The following is a 17857-nucleotide window of genomic DNA, read 5'->3' on the forward strand; positions in this document are numbered from 1 at the left end:
ATTGGTAGGGCAACTAAGGGTGGCTACTTGCTAGCCGTTGATTGCGTCTGCCAGTGCTTTGAATGTGCATTGTGCGACGCAACAATTTGATTCTAAATTATTCTGAAACGGTGTCAAGCGAATTTTTGTGCGCCGCAATATAAACTTCAGATAATTTAAGACTAAGCTTATGAAAAGCGCTTGTTTAAGCCATTTTCAGTTGTTTATTTACTACTTCACCTGTCAGTTTTACCAGTGACACCTGTCACATTTACCAGTGTTAGACTGTTGTTTTATTGCATCCCGTCAGGCCCGCCTTGAAAGCCTTCTACAGCGATCATTTCGTCTTGCCCCTGCCGGCCGGCCATCGCTTCCCCATGCAGAAATATCGTCTGATTCATGAAGGCGCGCTGGCGACTGTCGCCGGCATCGAATTCCACGAAGCGCCCCGCGCCAGCGACGGCGTGCTGGCGCTGGCGCATCATCCACGCTATATCGCTGAGGTCAGCAACGGCACGTTGACGGACAGCGTGCAGAAAGCCATCGGCTTTCCCTGGACGCCGCAGATGGTAGAGCGCTCGCGGCGTTCGGCCGGCGCTACCATCGCTGCCTGCCGCGCGGCGCTGGCCGGGCCGGAACCGGTGGCGGTCAACCTGGCTGGCGGCACCCATCACGCCTTTGCCGACCAGGGCGCCGGCTTCTGCGTCTTTAACGATGCGGCCATTGCGGCCAGATTGATGCAGGCGGAACGGCGCGTACAGCGGGTCGCCATTGTCGATCTCGATGTCCATCAAGGCAACGGCACCGCTTCCATCCTGGCGCGCGACGATTCAGTGTTTACCTTGTCGCTGCACGGTGCCCATAACTATCCCTTCAGTAAAGAGCAGAGCGATCTCGATGTGGCGCTGGAAGACGGCACCGGCGACGAGGCCTATCTGGAGGCACTGGAGGGCGCGCTGGCCACCATGCTGGGGCGTTTTTCGCCACAGCTGATCATTTTCCTGGCCGGCGCCGATCCGCACGAAGGCGATCGCCTGGGGCGCCTGAAGCTCAGTTTCGACGGCCTGGCCCGGCGCGACGCCATGGTGCTGGAGACCGCCGGCCGCTTGTCGATCCCGGTCGCGATCAGCATGGCCGGCGGCTACGGCAAGAATATACAAGACACGGTAGCAGTACACCTGCAAACTATCGCGCTGGCGGCAAGCTTTGCCAAACGCGCCAGTCAGCAGCACGCGGCTGCGGCGGCGCTCACCCAACCCGGATAATTCCATGTCTTCAAGCAGTTCTTCGCCGGCGGCGTCTGCCGCCCATCCTTTGCTCGCGGCCATGCCGATGGTGTTCGTCGTGCTATGGAGCACCGGCTTTATCGTCGCCAAATTCGGCTTGCCGTTTGCGCCGCCGCTGACGTTCCTGCTGCTGCGCTTCGGTGGCGTGCTGCTGGTGCTGCTGCCATTGGTGCTGTTGATGCGCGCGCCCTGGCCGCGCGGCAAAATCGCCCACATCGCCTTCGCCGGGATCTTGCTGCAAGGCGGTTACCTGGCCGGCGTCTGGTGCGCCATCAAGCTCGGCATGCCGGCCGGTTTGTCGGCGCTGATTGTCGGCATGCAGCCGATCCTGACGGCTTTCGCCGCACCCCTGATCGGCGAATCGGTCAGGCCGCGCCAGTGGTTGGGCCTGGTGCTGGGGATTTGCGGGGTAGGGCTGGTGGTGGCCGCCAAGATCACGCTGGTGGGACTGTCCTGGACCAGCATCACGCTGTGCCTGATGGCATTGCTGTCGATGACGGTCGGCACCTTGTACCAGAAGCGCCATTGTCCGCAGTTCGATCTGCGCACCGGCACGCTGATCCAGTTCGCCGCCTCGGTGCTGGTGCTGCTGCCGTTCGCCATCTATTATGAGCACCTGACGCCTGCGCTGGATACGGTGCAATGGACGCCGCGCTTCATCGGCGCCTTGCTGTGGTCGATCTTCGCCTTGTCGATCGGCGCCATCTTCCTGCTGTTTGCCCTGATCCGCAAAAGCGCGGCCACCAGCGTCACCAGCCTGCTCTACCTGACGCCGCCTACCACCGCACTGATGGCCTGGCTGATGTTTGGCGAGGTCTTCAACCTGCTGGGCATCGCCGGCATGGTGGTGGCGATACTGGGCGTGATCTTCGTCATGAAAAAATAGGCACGGCCGATCACAGCGGCAGCAGCATCACCAGCTTCAGTTCAGGCCGGTTGGCGACCCGCAGGTTGACCTGTCGGTAAGCCAGCGAGCCCAGCGTCGGATGGTTGAAGCGGCGTTCGCCGCCTTCCTTCTCGACCACGTCGTGCAGGTTCCAGGCACGCTGGAAGGCGGTGCTGGCGCTGCTCAGGCGCGCTACCAGTTGCGCAATCTCCGGTTCATCCAGGTACATGCCGCAGTCGGCGCGGAACTCCGCCGCCAGGCGGCTGGCGCGCTGCCCCCAGTCGCTGATCAGCTGGCTTGCCTGTGGCGCGCAATAAGTATATTCGAGCAGGTTCTTGCGGCTTTCTTTCTGGTCCAGCCAGCCGACGAACAAGGTCTTGGCGGCGCGGTTCCAGGCCACTGCGTTCCAGTGGCGGTCGAGCAGGTAGGCCGGTGTTTTGATGTTGCCGGCGACGGCCAGGATTTCGTCGGGGATGTCGGCGGCCTGCAGGTCCTGCGCCTGCGGATCTTTTTTGCCGGACAGCTCAAACAGATAGGCGCGCTTGGCGCGCGACAGGTGCAAGGCTTCGGCGATGCGGGCCAGCGCTGCCGCCGATACCGACACCGTGCGCCCCTGTTCGATCCAGGTATACCAAGTGACGCTGATATCGCACAGCTGCGCCACTTCCTCCCGCCGCAAGCCCGGCGTGCGGCGGCGCGTGCTGCCACCCAGCCGCAGCTCGGCTGCCGAGAGCTGGGTGCGCTGGGTCCTGATGAATTCACCCAGCGCCTTGCGTTTCCCTGTTTCATCCATGTCGGGCCTTATCCTGTTGTTTATAGTAATAGTATAAGCACTAGTCTTGTAACAGGATAAGAAATAATTACACTGGTGTCTCACCTGAGCCCGGGTTTACATTGAGTGAGCACCGGTTACCCATTTCTGAGGAGAAGTTGATGAGCGCCATACGTAAAATGCGTAATCACGACAAGGTCGTATCGGAACAATTCGGCAGCACAGCCGCCGCTTACCTGAGCAGCACGGTCCACGCCCAGGGCGCCGACCTGCAGCAACTGGCGGCTTATGCCGGGCAATTGCCCCAAGGCAAAGCACTGGATGTCGGCTGCGGCGCAGGCCATGCGGCGTTCGCCATGGCGCCGCATATCGCTACTGTGATTGCCTACGACCTGGCGGCGGAAATGCTGGAAGTGGTGCAGGGCGCCGCTGCCGAGCGCGGTTTGCACAACCTGCACGTGCAGCAGGGCAGCGCCGACAGCCTGCCTTTTGCCGACGCCTCTTTCGAACTGGTCTGCACCCGCTACAGCGCGCACCACTGGAAGGATCTGCCGCGCGCGCTGACCGAGATGGCACGGGTATTGAAGCCGGGCGGCAAATGCATCGTGATCGATACGGCGTCGCCGGAAGATATCCTGAGCGATACCTATTTGCAATCGATCGAACTGCTGCGCGACACCTCGCATGTACGCAACCGCAGCCTCGCAGGTTGGCGCCGCTTGCTGGGCGATGCGGGTTTGCGGACGGCAACAGAGCAGAGCTGGAAGCTGCCGCTGCAGTTCGATACCTGGGTCGCCCGCATGCGCACACCGCCGGAGCGGGTCGCTGCAATCAGGTCGCTGTGGGACAGTGCACCGTCGGAAGTGTCGACTTACTTCGATTTGCAGACGGATTATTCATTTTTTATCGATGTTGTCCTTCTTGAATGTTATAAATAGTCCTATGCTGAAGGAAATGTCTGGTCGTCGAGTTGCGGTAAAATCTAGTTCGCAAATCGTCGTCCAGATATCGAAAGTCGTTTAATTTAGTGCGCTAACTATCTAATTCTCTTGCGATTTTTCTGGGATTTGCCTACACTGCCACAAAGTTATAGATCGTCGCATATTGGAGCCGCAAATGGGCAAATCCGCGTTAATTGTTTTTTTGTCACTCCTTCTCGTGCTCGCGATCGCGCCCGCCGCTCCTGCTTCTGCCCAGACTAAACACACCACTGCAAAGAAATCCGCAAAAAAGACGGCAACTGCCAAAGCAAGCGCGTCTTCTTCCCACAAAAAAGCGGTCGCTAAAGCCGGCTCCAGAAAACACACCGTGATTGCCGCCCGCGGCCGCAGCAGCACCGTCGCTTCGCTCAACAAGAACGAAAAGCTGGTGAAAAAAGTGGTGATGGTGCATGGCCGTCGTAAAGTCACTTATCAACGCGTAGCGTTTGCGCCTGTGGTGCCGGCTTTGCCGCCGGTGTTGTCGGCTGGCGAACAGGCTGGCCTCAACCTGACGCGCGATCCGCTGGAACTGAAATCCAGCGTGGCGCTGGTGCTGGACCAGAACAGCTCGGAAGTTCTGCTGGACAAGAATTCGCAAGTCGCATTGCCGATCGCATCGCTGACCAAGCTGATGACCAGCATGGTGGTGGTCGAATCGAAGCAGGACATGAACGAAGTGCTGGCCGTCACCGACGACGACATCGACCGCGAAAAGCACAGCAGCTCGCGCTTGCGCGTCGGCTCGCAACTGACCCGTTCCGACATGCTGCACATCGCCCTGATGAGTTCCGAGAATCGCGCTGCCTCTGCGCTGGGCCGCAACTATCCGGGCGGCTTGCCAGCCTTTGTAGTCGCCATGAACGCCAAGGCCAAGGCGCTCGGCATGACTGAAACCCACTACGTCGACTCCACCGGCCTGTCGCACCTGAACGTCGCCAGCGCTCGCGATTTGTCGCGCCTGGTGATGGCTGCCTACCAGCATCCGATCATCCGTCAATATTCCACCGATACGAAATACGTAGTGGAGCCGGGCGGCCGTCCGCTGCAGTATTCGACATCGAATCACCTGGTCGAGAATCCCGAGTGGCAGATCGGTTTGCAAAAGACCGGTTACATTAATGAAGCAGGGCGCTGCATGGTGATGCAGACCACCATCGATGGCCGCCAGATCGTCATGGTGTTCCTCGATTCGCGCGGCAAGTATTCGCGCCAGGCCGATGCTGACCGCGTCCGCAAATGGCTGGCCGATTCGCACCCAGCTACCTTGACACGGGTGAAGATCGCCGACGGCCAAAGCTGAATCTGATTGCATGCCGGCCCAGGCGGCCGACGCCTGAAATTGAAAAAGAGTTTATTCATCGCTGAATAAACTCTTTTTTTATGCGTCGCCGTCAGAGGATTGGTGCGCCGTTATTGTTGCTGCGACGCGTATCCCAGCACGGCGGAAATCTGGTTCGCAGTACTGATCAGGTCTTCCACCCATTCTTCCTGCAAGCGATCGGCCGGCGCCGAAATCGACAGGCCGGCGATCATCTTCCCGGAATCGTCGCGGATGCCGGCCGCCATGCAGCGTACGCCAAGTTCCAGCTCTTCATTGTCGCGCGCGTAGCCGAGGGCGCGCACCAGGCTCAGCTCGCGCTCCAGCTTGCTGAGATCGGTGATGGAGTTCTTGTTGTGTCCGGCCAGGCCGGTGCGGGTGGCGTAGGCGCGCACCATTTTCGGATCGTCGATGGAGAGGAACAGCTTGCCGGTCGAGGTCAGGTGCAAGGGCGCGCGACCGCCGATGGCGCGCACCACCTGCATGCCGGAGCGCTCGGAGAAGGCACGGTCGATATACACGATCTCGTCGCTCTGGCGCACCGAGAGGTTGACGGTCTGATTCGTTTTGCGATGCAGGCCGCGCATGAAATCCAGCGCCGCTTCGCGCACGTTGAGGCGGCTCTTCACCACATTGCCCAGCTCCAGCAGACGCATGCCGAGGCGGTAGCTGCCCGGTTCGGAGCGGTCGACAAAGCGCTTGACCACCAGATCGTTGAGGATCCGGTGCGCCGTCGACGGATGCAGGCCGGTCACCGCGGACAGCTCTTTCAGGCTGACCGGATCGGGGTAGAGCGCCAACGTATCCAGCAGCGAGATCATGCGCTCGATAACCTGGATCGAAATCTTGTCGGCGTCGTCGGGAGAAGCTGTTTTCATTGGTTTAATGGTGCATTGCAATGGAGTCTTTATATCATAATGTGAAAAGTAGTGCATTGCTATTGTCATCGATTAGAGCGCTGCCACGATCGCATATTGCCAATAAAATCCCGGGAAAGGGCGCTGAAAGCGTAACCGTGCAGTGCAGCAAGGCTGTTAAAATGGAAGAATCAAAATGCATGCAATCTGCATTTCCATCACGGCAAGCCAGCCTTGTCTTCAAGATCAGCACAGCATGAGCGAAAAATCACCATCTACGCCGTCGTCGCCAACGCAGGAACCGCAGCCGCAGCCGATTAGCGAATTCAAGAGCACCAGCGGCTTCAAGCGCATTTTTTCCGCTTTCTTTTATTCCGCCGAAGGCTTCCGCTCGGCCTGGAAGAACGAACATGCCTTCCGCCAGGAACTGCTGATCGTGGTGCCCGGCATCGTCGTCGCGCTGCTGTTGCCGGTATCGGCGCTGCAAAAGCTGATGCTGATCGCGGTGCTGATCTGGATCATCATCATCGAACTGATCAATTCGGCGATCGAAGCAGTGGTCGACCGCGTTTCGCTGGAGCGCAATCCCCTCTCCAAGAACGCCAAAGATTTCGGCAGCGCCGCCGTGCTGCTGACTTGCGTGCTGGCTGTCGCTACCTGGGCAGTGATTCTTTACCCACTCCTGGCCTGATCCCAAACTCTGGCGGGCGCCGGAAAATATGCCGGCAGCAAAAACTTGCCCATGTTTGCACGTTTGTGTATATTTATACGTGTTTATGCATGATGTGAGTTGATATGAATACTGCGAATCTGCTGCTCAAGGAGCGTCACGCGCTGATCCGGCAACGGCTGCTGGCGGACGGCCGGGTGCTGGCGTTGGATCTGGCGCAACAGTTGAATGTGTCGGAAGACACCATCCGGCGCGACTTGCGCGACCTGGCGGCGGCCGGCCTCTGCACCCGGGTATATGGCGGCGCCTTGCCGCCAGCGCCTGTCGCTGCGCCGCTGGCCGAACGCAGCAAGCTGGCGCCGCAACGCAAGGCACGGCTGGCGCAGGCGGCGGTAACACTGGTTTCCGCCGGCAACGTGCTGTTCATCGATGCCGGCTCAACCAACCTGGCCATCGCGGCAGCGCTGCCAGAGCTGCCGCTGACGGTGCTGACCAATGCCGCGGCAGTGGCGCTGGCGCTGCTGCCGCGACCGGAGATCGAGCTGATCATGGTCGGCGGCCGGGTCGATGCCCGCAGCGGCGCCAACCTCGGCGCCGCTGCCCTGCGCGATGCCGAGCGGATGCGGCCGGACATTTTTTTCCTCGGCGCTTGTGGCGTCGATGCTGAAGCCGGGTTGAGCTGCTTCAACTATGAAGAAGCCGAATTCAAGCGCAGCCTGGCTGCCGCCAGCAAGACTGTGCTGGTGGCCGCCAGCAGGGAAAAAATCGGCACGGCGGCGCCGTTTGCGGTGTTACCGCCTGAGCATCTGACGTACCTGGTGCTGGAGTCCGGCACCGACCGCAGGCAGGTGGCGCAATTCGGCCGGCAAGGCGTGCAGCTGCTGTATGCCGAGGCCGTATGATCAAGCAAGTGGAAAACAATGCCATGAATACTATCGGTTCCAAACAGCGCTACGCCACGCGGCTGGCATTTCTCTGCGCCGGGCTGGCGATGTCGGCCTGGGCGCCGCTGGTGCCGTATGTGAAAGCGCGGCTTGGCGTCGGCGAGGCTGAGCTTGGTTTGTTGCTGCTTTGCCTGGGCGTCGGCTCGCTGCTCTCGATGCCGGTGACCGGCATGCTGGCGGCGCGCCTCGGTTGCCGCCGCGTGGTGCTGAGCGCCGGTGCGCTGGCTTGCCTGATTCTTCCCTGCCTGACGCTGGCCGCCAGTCCGCTGCAGCTGGGCATAGGCTTGTTCTTTTTCGGCGCCGCCATCGGCACGCTGGACGTCGCCATGAACGTGCATGCGGTGATGGTGGAGAAGGCCAGCGGCGGCGCGCTCATGTCGGGTTTTCATGGCATGTTCAGCGTCGGCGGTTTTGTCGGCGCCGGCGGCATGGCGCTGTTGCTGTGGCTGGGCTTGAGCCCGGCCATGGCCAGCGGAGCAGCGGCGCTGGTGGTTGCGGTGCTATTGCTGCTGGCGGCGCCGCACTTGTTGCGCGCGCCGGAGGCGGGCGAACGCGGCGCGCTGTTCGTGCTGCCGCATGGCGCCGTGATCTTTATCGGCGTGCTGTGTTTTATCGTGTTCCTGGTGGAGGGAGCGATCCTCGACTGGAGCGCATTGTTCCTGACCGCCACGCGCGGACTGGATGCCAGCCAGGGTGGTCTCGGCTATGCCGCTTTCGCCATCGCCATGACTTGCGGTCGCCTGACGGGAGACCGCGTCGTGCGCCGCTTCGGCGCCAAGCGCGTGCTGCTGCTGGGCGGCTTGTGCGCCGCCGGCGGTTTCTTTGTCGCCGTCTCGGCGCCGAACGCCGGCGTGGCGCTGGCCGGCTTCGTGCTGATCGGGCTGGGCGCATCCAACATCGTGCCTATCCTGTTCAGCGCCGCCGGCAACCACGGCGCCATGCCGGCCAGCCTGGCGATTGCGGCCATCACCACCATCGGCTACGCCGGCATCCTGGCCGGCCCGGCCTTGATCGGCTTCGTCGCCCATGCCAGCAGCCTCAGCAGCGCTTTCGCCGGGCTTGGCTGCGCCCTGCTGCTGGTAGCGGCCAGCTCCCGCTTGGGCGCCGCCGGCCGAGCTAGCGAAACTGCGCCGCGCTGATGAACTGCGAGTAGGTTTCGCACCAGATCACCACGGTGTTATAGCGCGAGAGGTCGACCCGCTGTTGCGATATGTCGACGATAAAGCGGTCGAAGGTCTTTACCTCGCCGACGCGCAAGGCGCGCTCCTTGATCTTCAGGAATTCTTCCTTGCTGCCGACGTATTCGGGCACCAGGTACACCTTGTAGTCCGGGCCGGGGGCGATCTTGCCCTCGAATGCAATCGCGCTCTCGCTGACAGCGACCGTTCCCTGCGCCCAATGCAGGAAGTCGCTGCCTGGCAAATCCTTTGTGAATACCGCAGTGTATTTTGCCTTGCCGGCGGCTTGCGCCAGTTCCGCCGCGCCCGGGCCATCGCCCGCAGTGAGTATCGGCAGAAAATAGACGCCGGCGCCAAAACCGATAGCGAGCGCCAGCAGGTGAGAAGAGAGCAGGGCGAGAATTTTTTTCATGAAGCGGTCTCCGCTGGGATCGGGTTGAGTGCTGCCATCCTTCTAGTCGTCCCGGATAGCGATTCCTTACATTCATGCTGCCGCTTTATGCCAAATCGGCTGGAATAGACCGCCTCCTTATTCGCCGGCCAGGTCCATACATATCTGTTTTCTGCATAAGGAGAGAAGAAAGTATTCGTTCTGTTTTCCAGGCCGTCTCATTAATCTGTATTCCTCAAAACAAAAAACATTCACAAGGGAAGAGGAATATGTTGAAGAAAATCGTCAGATCGGTCATCGCCATCGCCCTGGTCGCCCAGAGCGCGCAACTGGTGCACGCAGCGGATTTGTCGCTGCTGAATGTGTCATATGACCCAACACGCGAGCTGTATCAGGAGTACAACAAGGCTTTCGCCAAGTACTGGAAAGACAAGACCGGCGACAATGTGACGCTCAAGGCTTCGCATGGCGGTTCGGGCAAGCAGGGGCGCTCGGTGATCGACGGCCTGGAAGCCGATGTGGTGACGCTGGCGCTGGCTTACGATATCGACGAGATTTCCGAAAAAGCCAAGCTGTTGCCGGCCGACTGGCAAAAGCGCCTGCCGCACAACAGCACGCCTTACACCTCGACCATCGTGCTGCTGGTGCGAAAAGGTAACCCCAAGGGCATCAAGGACTGGGATGACCTGGTCAAGCCTGGTGTCTCGGTAGTGGTGGCCAATCCGAAGACTTCCGGCGGCGCGCGTTGGGCCTATCTGGCTGCTTACGGCTATGCGCTGAAGAAGAACAATAACGACGACGCCAAGGCACGCGATTTCATCACGCGCCTGTACAAGAACGTGCCGGTGCTGGATTCCGGCGCCCGCGGCTCTACCGTCACCTTTGCTGAACGCGGCGTCGGCGATGTCTTGCTGTCGTGGGAAAACGAAGCCTACCTGGTCGAAGCGGAATTCGGCAAGGGCAAGTTCGACACGGTGTTCCCGTCCCTCAGCATTCTGGCGGAACCGCCGGTAGCAGTGGTCGACAAGGTGGTCGACAAGCGCGGTACCCGCAAGGTGGCGCAGGCTTATCTGGAGTATCTGTACTCGCCGGAAGGCCAGGAAATCGCGGCCCATAATTATTACCGCCCGATCGATCCTAAGGTCGCCGCCAAGTACGCGAGCAAGTTTCCGAAGCTGAGCCTGTTCACCATCGACGATACTTTCGGCGGCTGGAAGAATGCACAGAAGACCCACTTCAGCGACGGCGGCGTGTTCGACAAGATTTACCAGCCTGGTGCAAAGTAATCCACCAGATCGTATTTACCTAACGGCTCTGCGCGGCGGAGCCTGTTTCAAGATTGCACGAAATGACTATTTTGTTGTTGGCCGGTAGCCCTGCGGCGCCTTCGCGTTCCACCCGTTTGTTGCATTACACAGGAGAGAAACTGGCGCTGTTGGGACATCGCTACAGCAAACTTGAAGTACGTGACTTGCCGGGCGATGCCTTGCTGCGCGCCGATTTCGCCCATCCGGCGATCCAGGCGGCGCTGGCCCAGGTAGCGCAAGCCAGCGCGGTAGTGGTGGCGACCCCGGTCTACAAAGCGGCCTATAGCGGCGCGCTGAAAGCCTTTCTCGATTTGCTGCCGCAGTTCGGCCTGACCGGCAAGCTGGTGCTGCCGCTGGCCACCGGCGGCAGCCAGTCGCACATGCTGGCGCTGGACTATGCCTTGCGGCCGGTGTTGTCATCGCTGGCGGCACGCCATGTCCTGCCCAGCATCTATGCCACGGAGGCGCAGGTGCAATGGTCGGAGCAGGAAGGCTTGAGCCTGGACCAGAATGTTTTCCAGCGCATCGGCGAAGGCGTGCAGCAGTTGTCGGACAGTTTGCTGGCGTTGCAAAAAGTCAGCTCCCATGATTTCAGCCCGATCCCATTTTCACAGGTGCGATGTAGCGTATAGCGCATCTGACTAACTAACCAAGATTCCGCTCCTCGCTCGATGGAAATCCGCTTTAACCAGCGGAGGGGGGAGCGTTTTGCCTGAAAAACAGCCATTCATCAGAAAGCCAGCAATGACCGCTTCGATCAAAAACAGACACACAAGACGCCACGTGCTTGCCATGCTCTCCGCCGTGGCAGCTGGCGCGCTGATGGCCGGCGTGCCGCAGCTGGCGCAAGCCGAGAACACACAGGTGCTGCGCATCGGCTATCAAAAGGCAGCCAGCACGCTGGTGCTGCTGAAGGCCCACGGCACGCTGGAAAAACGGCTGGCGGCGCAGGGCATAGAAGTGAAGTGGGCCGAGTTTGCCGCTGGTCCGCAATTGCTGGAAGCCTTGAATGTCGGCTCGGTAGATTTCGGCTATGTCGGCGAAGCGCCGCCTATCGTCGCCCAGGCCGCCGGCGCCGATTTTGTCTACAGCGCCTATGAAATCCCGACGCCGGAAGCGGAAAGCATTCTGGTACCGAAGAACTCCCCTATCAAATCGCTGGCGGAATTGAAAGGCAAGAAAATCGCCTTCAACAAGGGTTCCGACGTGCACTGGCTGGTGATCAGCCTGCTGAAGAAGGGCGGTGTCGGCTACAGCGAATTCCAGCCTATCTATCTGGCGCCGGCCGATGCGCGCGCGGCATTTGAGCGCGGCGCGGTCGACGGCTGGGCGATCTGGGATCCGTTCCAGTCCGCTGCGATCAAGCAGATCGATGCCCGCGTGCTGGCGAGTGGCAACGGGGTGGTTAGCCATCATCAGTTTTTCCTGAGCGCGCGCAAGTACGCCGAGAAAAACCAGGCAGTGGTGAACGCTATCCTGGAAGAAGTCGGCAAGGAAGGCCAGTGGATACGCGCCAACTACAAGGAAGCGGCGGCGCAGCTGGCGCCCATCCAGGGACTGGATCCGCAAGTGATCGAAACCGGCCTGCGGCATTATGCCCACATCTACAAGCCGGTCGACAGCAAGGTGCTGGACGAGCAGCAGAAAATTGCCGACACCTTCTACGAGCTGAAGCTGATCCCGAAGAAAATCTCGACGCACGATGCCGTGCTGTCTGACAAGACCTGAGGCTGTACATCATGACCGGCATATCGATTTTCCACCGCCAGCTCCTGCAAAAATTTCATCTTGCATGGTTGCTGCTGCTTGCCCTGGCACTCGCCGTGCCGGTCCATCATGCGCATGCCCAGGCGGCCGCCGACAAGAAAGAGCCGGAACAGATACGCATCGGTTTCCAGAAGAGCGCGGTCAACCTGGTGCTGCTGAAACAGCGCAGCGTCCTCGAGCAGCGCTTCAAGAACAGCAAGATCGTCTGGCTGGAATTTCCCGCCGGCCCGCAACTGCTGGAAGCGCTGTCGGCCGGCAGCCTGGACTTCGGCCTGACCGGCGACAGTCCGCCCGTGTTTGCGCAAGCCGCCAACAAGGATTTGCTGTACGTCGGCGCGGAGCCGCCAAAGCCGGAAAGTTCCGCCATCCTGGTGCAGACCGTGTCGTCGATCAAGACCCTGGCCGACCTGAAGGGCAAGCGGATTGCCGTGCAAAAGGGATCCAGCGCCCATTTCCTGTTGCTGCAGGCGGTGAAGAAGGGCGGCCTGGCGTGGAGCGATATCCAGCCAATCTACCTGGCGCCGGCCGATGCCCGCGCCGCATTCGAGCGCGGCAGCGTCGATGCCTGGGCCATCTGGGATCCATACTACAGTGCCGCCGAGCTGGGTTTCAAGCCGCACGTGCTGAGTACAGGGCGCGGGCTGTCGAACAATAATTCTTTCTATCTGGCCTCGCGCGCTTTTGCCGAGAGCTACCCGGCCACGATCCTGACGCTGCTGGATGAACTGACCAAGGCCGATCGTTATGTACAGCAGAATCGCAAGGAAGCGACCCAGCTGATCGCCGATGTCAGCGGACTCGATCCCGTCACCGTGCAGTTATTTCTGAGCCGGCGCGCCAGTCCTTCGCCGACCACCGTGATCGATGCCGCCATGGTGGCGGACCAGCAGCGCGTGGCCGACAGTTTCAAGGAAATCGGCTTGATTCCGCGTGCGATCAAGGTCGCCGATATTGTCTGGCAGCCGAAGGCCAGCGCGGTCGCCAAGCAGTAGCTCCGCCCATTCAACAATACACATGGAAGCAGTCATGAACGTTTTCTGGTTTATTCCGACACACGGCGACAGCCGTTATCTAGGCACCTCGCAAGGCGCGCGCCCGGTCAATTTCGATTACATGAAACAGATCGCGGTGGCGGCCGATACGCTTGGCTATGACGGCGTCTTGCTGCCGACCGGCCGCTCCTGCGAAGATGCCTGGGTGGTGGCGTCCAGTCTGCTGGGCTTCACCCAGCGCCTGAAATTCCTGGTGGCGATCCGCCCCGGCCTGAGTACACCGGGCCTGGCGATCCGCATGGCGTCGACCTTCGACCGTCTCTCCAACGGCCGCCTGCTGATCAATGTCGTCACTGGCGGCGACCAGGCGGAACTGGAAGCAGACGGCCTGTTTGCCGAGCATGCCGAGCGCTACGAGATTTCCTCCGAATTCCTCAAGGTCTGGCGTGGCGCCCTGTCCGGCGAAGGCGGCGAGGGCGGCTACAACTTCATCGGCAAGCACATCAAGGTCAAGGGTGCGAAGACCTTGTATCCGCCGGTGCAGAAACCCTATCCGCCCTTGTATTTCGGTGGTTCTTCGGAACCGGCGCATGAGCTGGCGGCAGAGCAGGTCGATGTCTACCTGACCTGGGGCGAACCGCCGGCAGCCGTCGCTGAAAAGATTGCCGATATCCGCGCCCGCGCCGCCAAGCATGGCCGCACGGTACGCTTCGGTATCCGCTTGCACGTGATTGTGCGCGAGACCAACCAGGCCGCCTGGGCTGCCGCCGAAGACTTGATCAGCCATGTCGACGACGATGTGATCGCGCGTGCGCAGGCGGCATTTTCCAAGATGGATTCGGAAGGCCAGCGGCGCATGGCAGCGCTGCACGGCGGCCGCCGCGACAAGCTGGAAGTTTCACCCAACCTGTGGGCCGGGGTCGGCCTGGTGCGCGGCGGCGCCGGCACCGCGCTGGTGGGGGATGCGGAAACGGTGGCGGCACGCATGCAAGAGTATGCCGACCTTGGCATCGATACCTTCATCTTGTCCGGCTATCCGCACCTGGAAGAGTCCTATCGTTTCGCTGAACTGGTGTTTCCGCTGCTGGGCAAGGGCCGGGCAGCGTCCGGCGAGCAAGCCCTGACCGGACCATTCGGTGAAGTCATCGCCAACGGCTTGCTGCCGAAAGCATCGCAAAGCTGAGGAGGCAGTATGAGTGCAGTAATTCATAACAGGGCGGCCGCGCCGGCGCTGGCGAAAAAGCCACAAGCCGGCGCCGCCCGCAAGGGCAGCGCGCTGCACATCTGGAAAGAGCGGCTGCTGCCTTGGCTGCTGCCGTTGCTGCTGATCCTGGGCTGGGAGTTTGCCGCCAAGGTCGGCTGGCTGTCGAGCCGGATCTTGCCGGAGCCTTGGGCTGTGGCGCGCGCGGCCTGGTTGCTGACGGTGTCCGGCGAGTTGTGGACCCATGTCCGCATCAGCGCCTGGCGGGCGATTTCCGGCTTCGCCGTGGGCGGCGGACTGGGCTTGCTGCTGGGTTTGTTGACCGGGACTTTCAAGCAGGCGGAAACCCTGCTCGACACCAGCATCCAGATGATCCGCAACATCCCGGCGCTGGCGCTGATACCGCTGGTGATCCTGTGGTTCGGCATTGATGAGTCTTCCAAGCTGTTCCTGGTGTCGATCGGCGTGTTTTTCCCGGTGTACCTGAATACCTTTCATGGCATCCGCTCGGTCGACAAGGGCTTAATCGAGATGGCCAGGAGCTATGGCTTGTCGGGCTGGCCCTTGTACCGCGACGTCATCCTGCCGGGCGCCTTGCCTTCGATACTGGTGGGGGTGCGCTTTGCGCTGGGACTGGTGTGGGTCTTGCTGATCGTCGCCGAAACCATTTCGGCGCAGGCCGGCATCGGCTACATGACCATGAATGCCCGCGAATTCCTGCAGACCGACGTGGTGCTGGTCGGCATCCTGCTGTACGCCTTGCTGGGCAAGCTGGCCGACATGCTGGCGCGCGGCCTGGAGCGTTACTGGCTGCGCTGGCATCCAGGCTATCAGTAAACAGTCATGCTATCTGTAAGCAATATATGTTACGAACGAATGTTGTCTAGGGCGGATCCGAACATGCAAATTGATCTTGTTGAAAATGCTGAAGTAGAAGCCGCCGCCCGCAGTGCTGCGCGCGGCATCAGCATCCAGGTGCGCGCCGTATCCAAGGCGTATGGCGAGCGCGAGGTATTGAAGACATTGGATGTGGAGATCGCGGCAGGCGAGTTCGTTGCCATCGTCGGCCGCAGCGGTTGCGGCAAAAGCACCTTGCTGCGCCTGATCGCCGGGCTGGAGCAGCCCAGCCAGGGTCGCATCGGCTTTGAGCGGGGCGGACAGTCCAGCGGACACCACGATGGTGCACCCGAGATCCGCATCATGTTCCAGGATTCGCGGCTGCTGCCGTGGAAGCGGGTGCTGAACAATGTCGGCCTGGGTTTGCCGCGCGCCTCGCAGGCTTCGGTCAAGGCCCTGGCGCAGGTCGGCCTGGAAGACCGCGCCCACGAATGGCCGGCGGTATTGTCCGGCGGGCAGCGGCAACGGGTGGCGCTGGCGCGGGCGCTGGTGCACGAACCGGAATTGCTGTTGCTGGATGAGCCGCTGGGCGCACTGGACGCTTTGACCCGTATCGAAATGCAGCAGCTGATCGAATCGCTGTGGAAAAGCCGCGGCTTTACCGCGGTGCTGGTGACGCACGACGTGCAAGAAGCGATTGCGCTGGCCGACCGCGTGCTGCTGATCGAAGACGGCGAGATCACGCTGGATGAGCGGATCAGCCTGGCGCGCCCGCGCGCCCGCGGCAACCTGGCTTTCGCGCAGCTGGAAGAACGGATCCTGGCGCGCGTGCTGAAACATCCGGCGGCGCAGCCCGACTCTGCGCTGGGCGATCTTTCCCTGCAACGCACGTTCAGTCAAGTTGGCTGGGCTGTCTGAATTTTTGGCTTTACCGTATTGCCAAAGGAGTGTGTAGGGTGGGCAGGCGTTTGTGCCCACGCTGTATCGGTATCCGCGTGGGCACAAAAGCGTGCCCACCCTACCTCTGAATTTTTGATGTAACCGCATGACCAAAGGAGAAACCATGAGCATCCAGGCAATTAATGTCCGCAACCAGTTTCGCGGCAAGATCCATAGCATTACCGAGGATGAGGTTTTGTCCGCGCTCGATATCGAAACGCCGTCCGGCATCGTGTCGTCGGTGATCACCACGCGCTCGGTGCGCGATCTCGGGCTGGTGGTCGGATCGGAAGTGGTGGCGCTGGTAAAAGCCACCGAAGTATCGATCGCCAAGCTCTGATTTTTACCGTTAGCCAGCAGCATCAGTTTATTTCATTTCACCTTTTCAGGAAAATATCATGACTATCCAGGCCATTAATGTACGCAACCAGTTCAAAGGCAAGATCAAGGCCATCATCGAAGGCACCGTGGTGTCGGAAGTCGACGTCGAGACGCCGGCCGGCATCGTCACTTCGGTGATCACTACCCGTTCGGTCAAGGACCTGGGCCTGGTGATCGGCACCGAGGTCGTCGCGCTGGTGAAAGCGACCGAAGTATCGATCGCCAAGATCTGATATCCCTGTCTTGATCACGGAGCTGCCATGACTTTTCCCGCCCTGGAGCAATATCTGGCCCGTCTGCACAGCGTCAATCACGGTGGCGCGCATGCGGAAGTCCGCAGCGACTGCCGGGTCTGGCTGGACGCCGACGGCCGGGCCCAGGGCAGGTATTTCAACACCACGCTGACCAGCGTGTTCCAGCCTGTGCGGCTGATTGATGCGCTGGCCGGCAATGGTGCTGTCATCGGCTATGAAGGTTTCGCCCACAGTTATTCGTCCAGCGACAACGGCCTGTATCTGTGGAAGCTGCTGGACCATGCCGCCAGCGATGACGAATCGATCGAACTGGACCGGTTGTGCCGCATGCTGCATTCGATCAATTTCTATCGGCAGGCCGAGGCGGCGGTCGGCGACCTCTACCTGAGCGTGCATGCGCGCCTGCTGGCGGCGGTCGACAGCAACCACGGCATGGCGTTTCGGCGTATCCTGAACCTGCTGGAGCTGCCGCACGAGAAAATCGTGCTGCAGCTGCCGACGATCACGGAAAACCAGGGCTGGCTGCTGAACTATGTGCTGGATAATTACCGCCGCAACCATTTCCGCCTGGCGGTGAATGCCGACGATGTGGCGCAGGCTGCGGCCTTGCTGGAGAAGGTGCGGCCAGACGTGATCAAGATCGATGCGCGCGGCGTCACTCACGATGAGCACACCGCGCGTTTTCTGGAACAATGCGCAGCACGGGGCATCCAGGTGATTTTCAAACGCCTGGAAAAGGCGCGTGACCTGGAAGTGTTGCAGCAGCTGGCAAGAATCGTTACGCTGCCTCTGCACGCGCAGGGCTTTCTGTGGGATCTGCCGCAGGCTGCATTGCATGCTTTTACTGCGTCTGCCGGGACGCCGCCGGCACAGCCGGATGGTTTGCCGGCAACTAGCGTAGACCTTGGAGGTGCCTGA

At 60.8% G+C, this 17857-nt stretch carries 20 protein-coding genes; 17 read left to right on the forward strand and 3 right to left on the reverse strand.

Annotated elements, in window-relative coordinates:
• The first annotated feature begins 296 nt into the window (after positions 1 to 296).
• Together CPter91_RS06950 and CPter91_RS06955 are read left to right on the forward strand one after the other, a co-directional pair.
• Positions 297 to 1244, forward strand: coding sequence for a histone deacetylase family protein (locus CPter91_RS06950; protein ID WP_061938753.1), 948 nt, complete (start codon positions 297 to 299; stop codon positions 1242 to 1244).
• 4 nt (positions 1245 to 1248) lie between these two features.
• A complete protein-coding gene (locus tag CPter91_RS06955; protein WP_061938756.1) occupies positions 1249 to 2151 on the forward strand; it encodes a DMT family transporter in 903 nt (300 codons plus the stop codon).
• Positions 2152 to 2161: 10 nt separating this feature from the next.
• Here the strand turns inward: CPter91_RS06955 and CPter91_RS06960 are convergent, their stop codons facing one another.
• Positions 2162 to 2944, reverse strand: coding sequence for a helix-turn-helix transcriptional regulator (locus CPter91_RS06960; RefSeq protein WP_061938758.1), 783 nt, complete (start codon positions 2942 to 2944; stop codon positions 2162 to 2164).
• A 158-nt stretch (positions 2945 to 3102) separates the two neighbouring features.
• On the opposite strand from CPter91_RS06960, the gene CPter91_RS06965 reads away from it, so the two are divergent.
• Complete coding sequence (locus CPter91_RS06965; RefSeq protein WP_061945925.1) at positions 3103 to 3861, forward strand: class I SAM-dependent methyltransferase; 759 nt, start codon at positions 3103 to 3105, stop codon at positions 3859 to 3861.
• A 178-nt stretch (positions 3862 to 4039) separates the two neighbouring features.
• Positions 4040 to 5203: a D-alanyl-D-alanine endopeptidase gene (pbpG, locus tag CPter91_RS06970; protein ID WP_061938761.1), complete on the forward strand. Its 1164-nt coding sequence runs from the start codon at positions 4040 to 4042 to the stop codon at positions 5201 to 5203.
• 110 nt (positions 5204 to 5313) lie between these two features.
• On the opposite strand, the gene CPter91_RS06975 is transcribed toward pbpG, so the two are convergent.
• The gene (locus CPter91_RS06975) at positions 5314 to 6099 is read right to left on the reverse strand and encodes an IclR family transcriptional regulator (RefSeq protein WP_061938765.1); all 786 of its coding nucleotides are present in this window, start codon (positions 6097 to 6099) and stop codon (positions 5314 to 5316) included.
• A gap of 235 nt (positions 6100 to 6334) precedes the next feature.
• Between CPter91_RS06975 and CPter91_RS06980 the strand changes: the two genes are divergently transcribed.
• From CPter91_RS06980 to CPter91_RS06990, 3 genes are all read left to right on the forward strand, one after another.
• Complete coding sequence (locus tag CPter91_RS06980) at positions 6335 to 6769, forward strand: diacylglycerol kinase (RefSeq protein WP_061945928.1); 435 nt, start codon at positions 6335 to 6337, stop codon at positions 6767 to 6769.
• A gap of 104 nt (positions 6770 to 6873) precedes the next feature.
• A complete protein-coding gene (locus CPter91_RS06985; protein WP_061938768.1) occupies positions 6874 to 7650 on the forward strand; it encodes a DeoR/GlpR family DNA-binding transcription regulator in 777 nt (258 codons plus the stop codon).
• A 23-nt stretch (positions 7651 to 7673) separates the two neighbouring features.
• The gene (locus CPter91_RS06990) at positions 7674 to 8831 is read left to right on the forward strand and encodes an MFS transporter (protein ID WP_061945930.1); all 1158 of its coding nucleotides are present in this window, start codon (positions 7674 to 7676) and stop codon (positions 8829 to 8831) included.
• On the opposite strand, the gene CPter91_RS06995 is transcribed toward CPter91_RS06990, so the two are convergent.
• Positions 8809 to 9282, reverse strand: a complete 474-nt coding sequence (locus CPter91_RS06995; protein WP_061938770.1) for a DM13 domain-containing protein — start codon at positions 9280 to 9282, stop codon at positions 8809 to 8811. The two genes, CPter91_RS06990 and CPter91_RS06995, sit on opposite strands and share 23 nt — an antisense overlap.
• Positions 9283 to 9530: 248 nt before the next feature.
• On the opposite strand from CPter91_RS06995, the gene CPter91_RS07000 reads away from it, so the two are divergent.
• The 10 genes from CPter91_RS07000 to CPter91_RS07045 all read left to right on the forward strand — a co-directional run bounded on the left by CPter91_RS07000 (position 9531) and on the right by CPter91_RS07045 (position 17857).
• Positions 9531 to 10547 (forward strand): sulfate ABC transporter substrate-binding protein, encoded by a 1017-nt coding sequence (locus CPter91_RS07000; protein ID WP_061938773.1) that lies wholly within the window; start codon positions 9531 to 9533, stop codon positions 10545 to 10547.
• A 62-nt stretch (positions 10548 to 10609) separates the two neighbouring features.
• On the forward strand, positions 10610 to 11200 hold the full coding sequence (gene ssuE / locus CPter91_RS07005; protein WP_061938777.1) for an NADPH-dependent FMN reductase: 591 nt from the start codon (positions 10610 to 10612) through the stop codon (positions 11198 to 11200).
• Between the two features lie 112 nt (positions 11201 to 11312).
• Complete coding sequence (locus tag CPter91_RS07010) at positions 11313 to 12296, forward strand: sulfonate ABC transporter substrate-binding protein (RefSeq protein WP_061938780.1); 984 nt, start codon at positions 11313 to 11315, stop codon at positions 12294 to 12296.
• 11 nt (positions 12297 to 12307) lie between these two features.
• Positions 12308 to 13327 (forward strand): sulfonate ABC transporter substrate-binding protein, encoded by a 1020-nt coding sequence (locus CPter91_RS07015; RefSeq protein ID WP_061938783.1) that lies wholly within the window; start codon positions 12308 to 12310, stop codon positions 13325 to 13327.
• Between the two features lie 34 nt (positions 13328 to 13361).
• Positions 13362 to 14510, forward strand: coding sequence for an FMNH2-dependent alkanesulfonate monooxygenase (gene ssuD, locus CPter91_RS07020; protein ID WP_061938786.1), 1149 nt, complete (start codon positions 13362 to 13364; stop codon positions 14508 to 14510).
• Between the two features lie 9 nt (positions 14511 to 14519).
• On the forward strand, positions 14520 to 15365 hold the full coding sequence (gene ssuC, locus CPter91_RS07025; RefSeq protein WP_061938789.1) for an aliphatic sulfonate ABC transporter permease SsuC: 846 nt from the start codon (positions 14520 to 14522) through the stop codon (positions 15363 to 15365).
• A 63-nt stretch (positions 15366 to 15428) separates the two neighbouring features.
• A complete protein-coding gene (locus CPter91_RS07030) occupies positions 15429 to 16283 on the forward strand; it encodes an ATP-binding cassette domain-containing protein (protein WP_061945932.1) in 855 nt (284 codons plus the stop codon).
• Positions 16284 to 16428: 145 nt separating this feature from the next.
• Complete coding sequence (locus CPter91_RS07035) at positions 16429 to 16644, forward strand: TOBE domain-containing protein (protein WP_061938793.1); 216 nt, start codon at positions 16429 to 16431, stop codon at positions 16642 to 16644.
• A gap of 58 nt (positions 16645 to 16702) precedes the next feature.
• Positions 16703 to 16918 carry a TOBE domain-containing protein gene (locus CPter91_RS07040; RefSeq protein ID WP_014007003.1) on the forward strand — a complete coding sequence of 72 codons (216 nt, stop codon included), beginning with the start codon at positions 16703 to 16705 and terminating at the stop codon, positions 16916 to 16918.
• Positions 16919 to 16945: 27 nt separating this feature from the next.
• The gene (locus CPter91_RS07045) at positions 16946 to 17857 is read left to right on the forward strand and encodes an EAL domain-containing protein (protein WP_061938796.1); all 912 of its coding nucleotides are present in this window, start codon (positions 16946 to 16948) and stop codon (positions 17855 to 17857) included.

Source organism: Collimonas pratensis (assembly GCF_001584185.1).
Lineage (GTDB): Bacteria > Pseudomonadota > Gammaproteobacteria > Burkholderiales > Burkholderiaceae_D > Collimonas > Collimonas pratensis.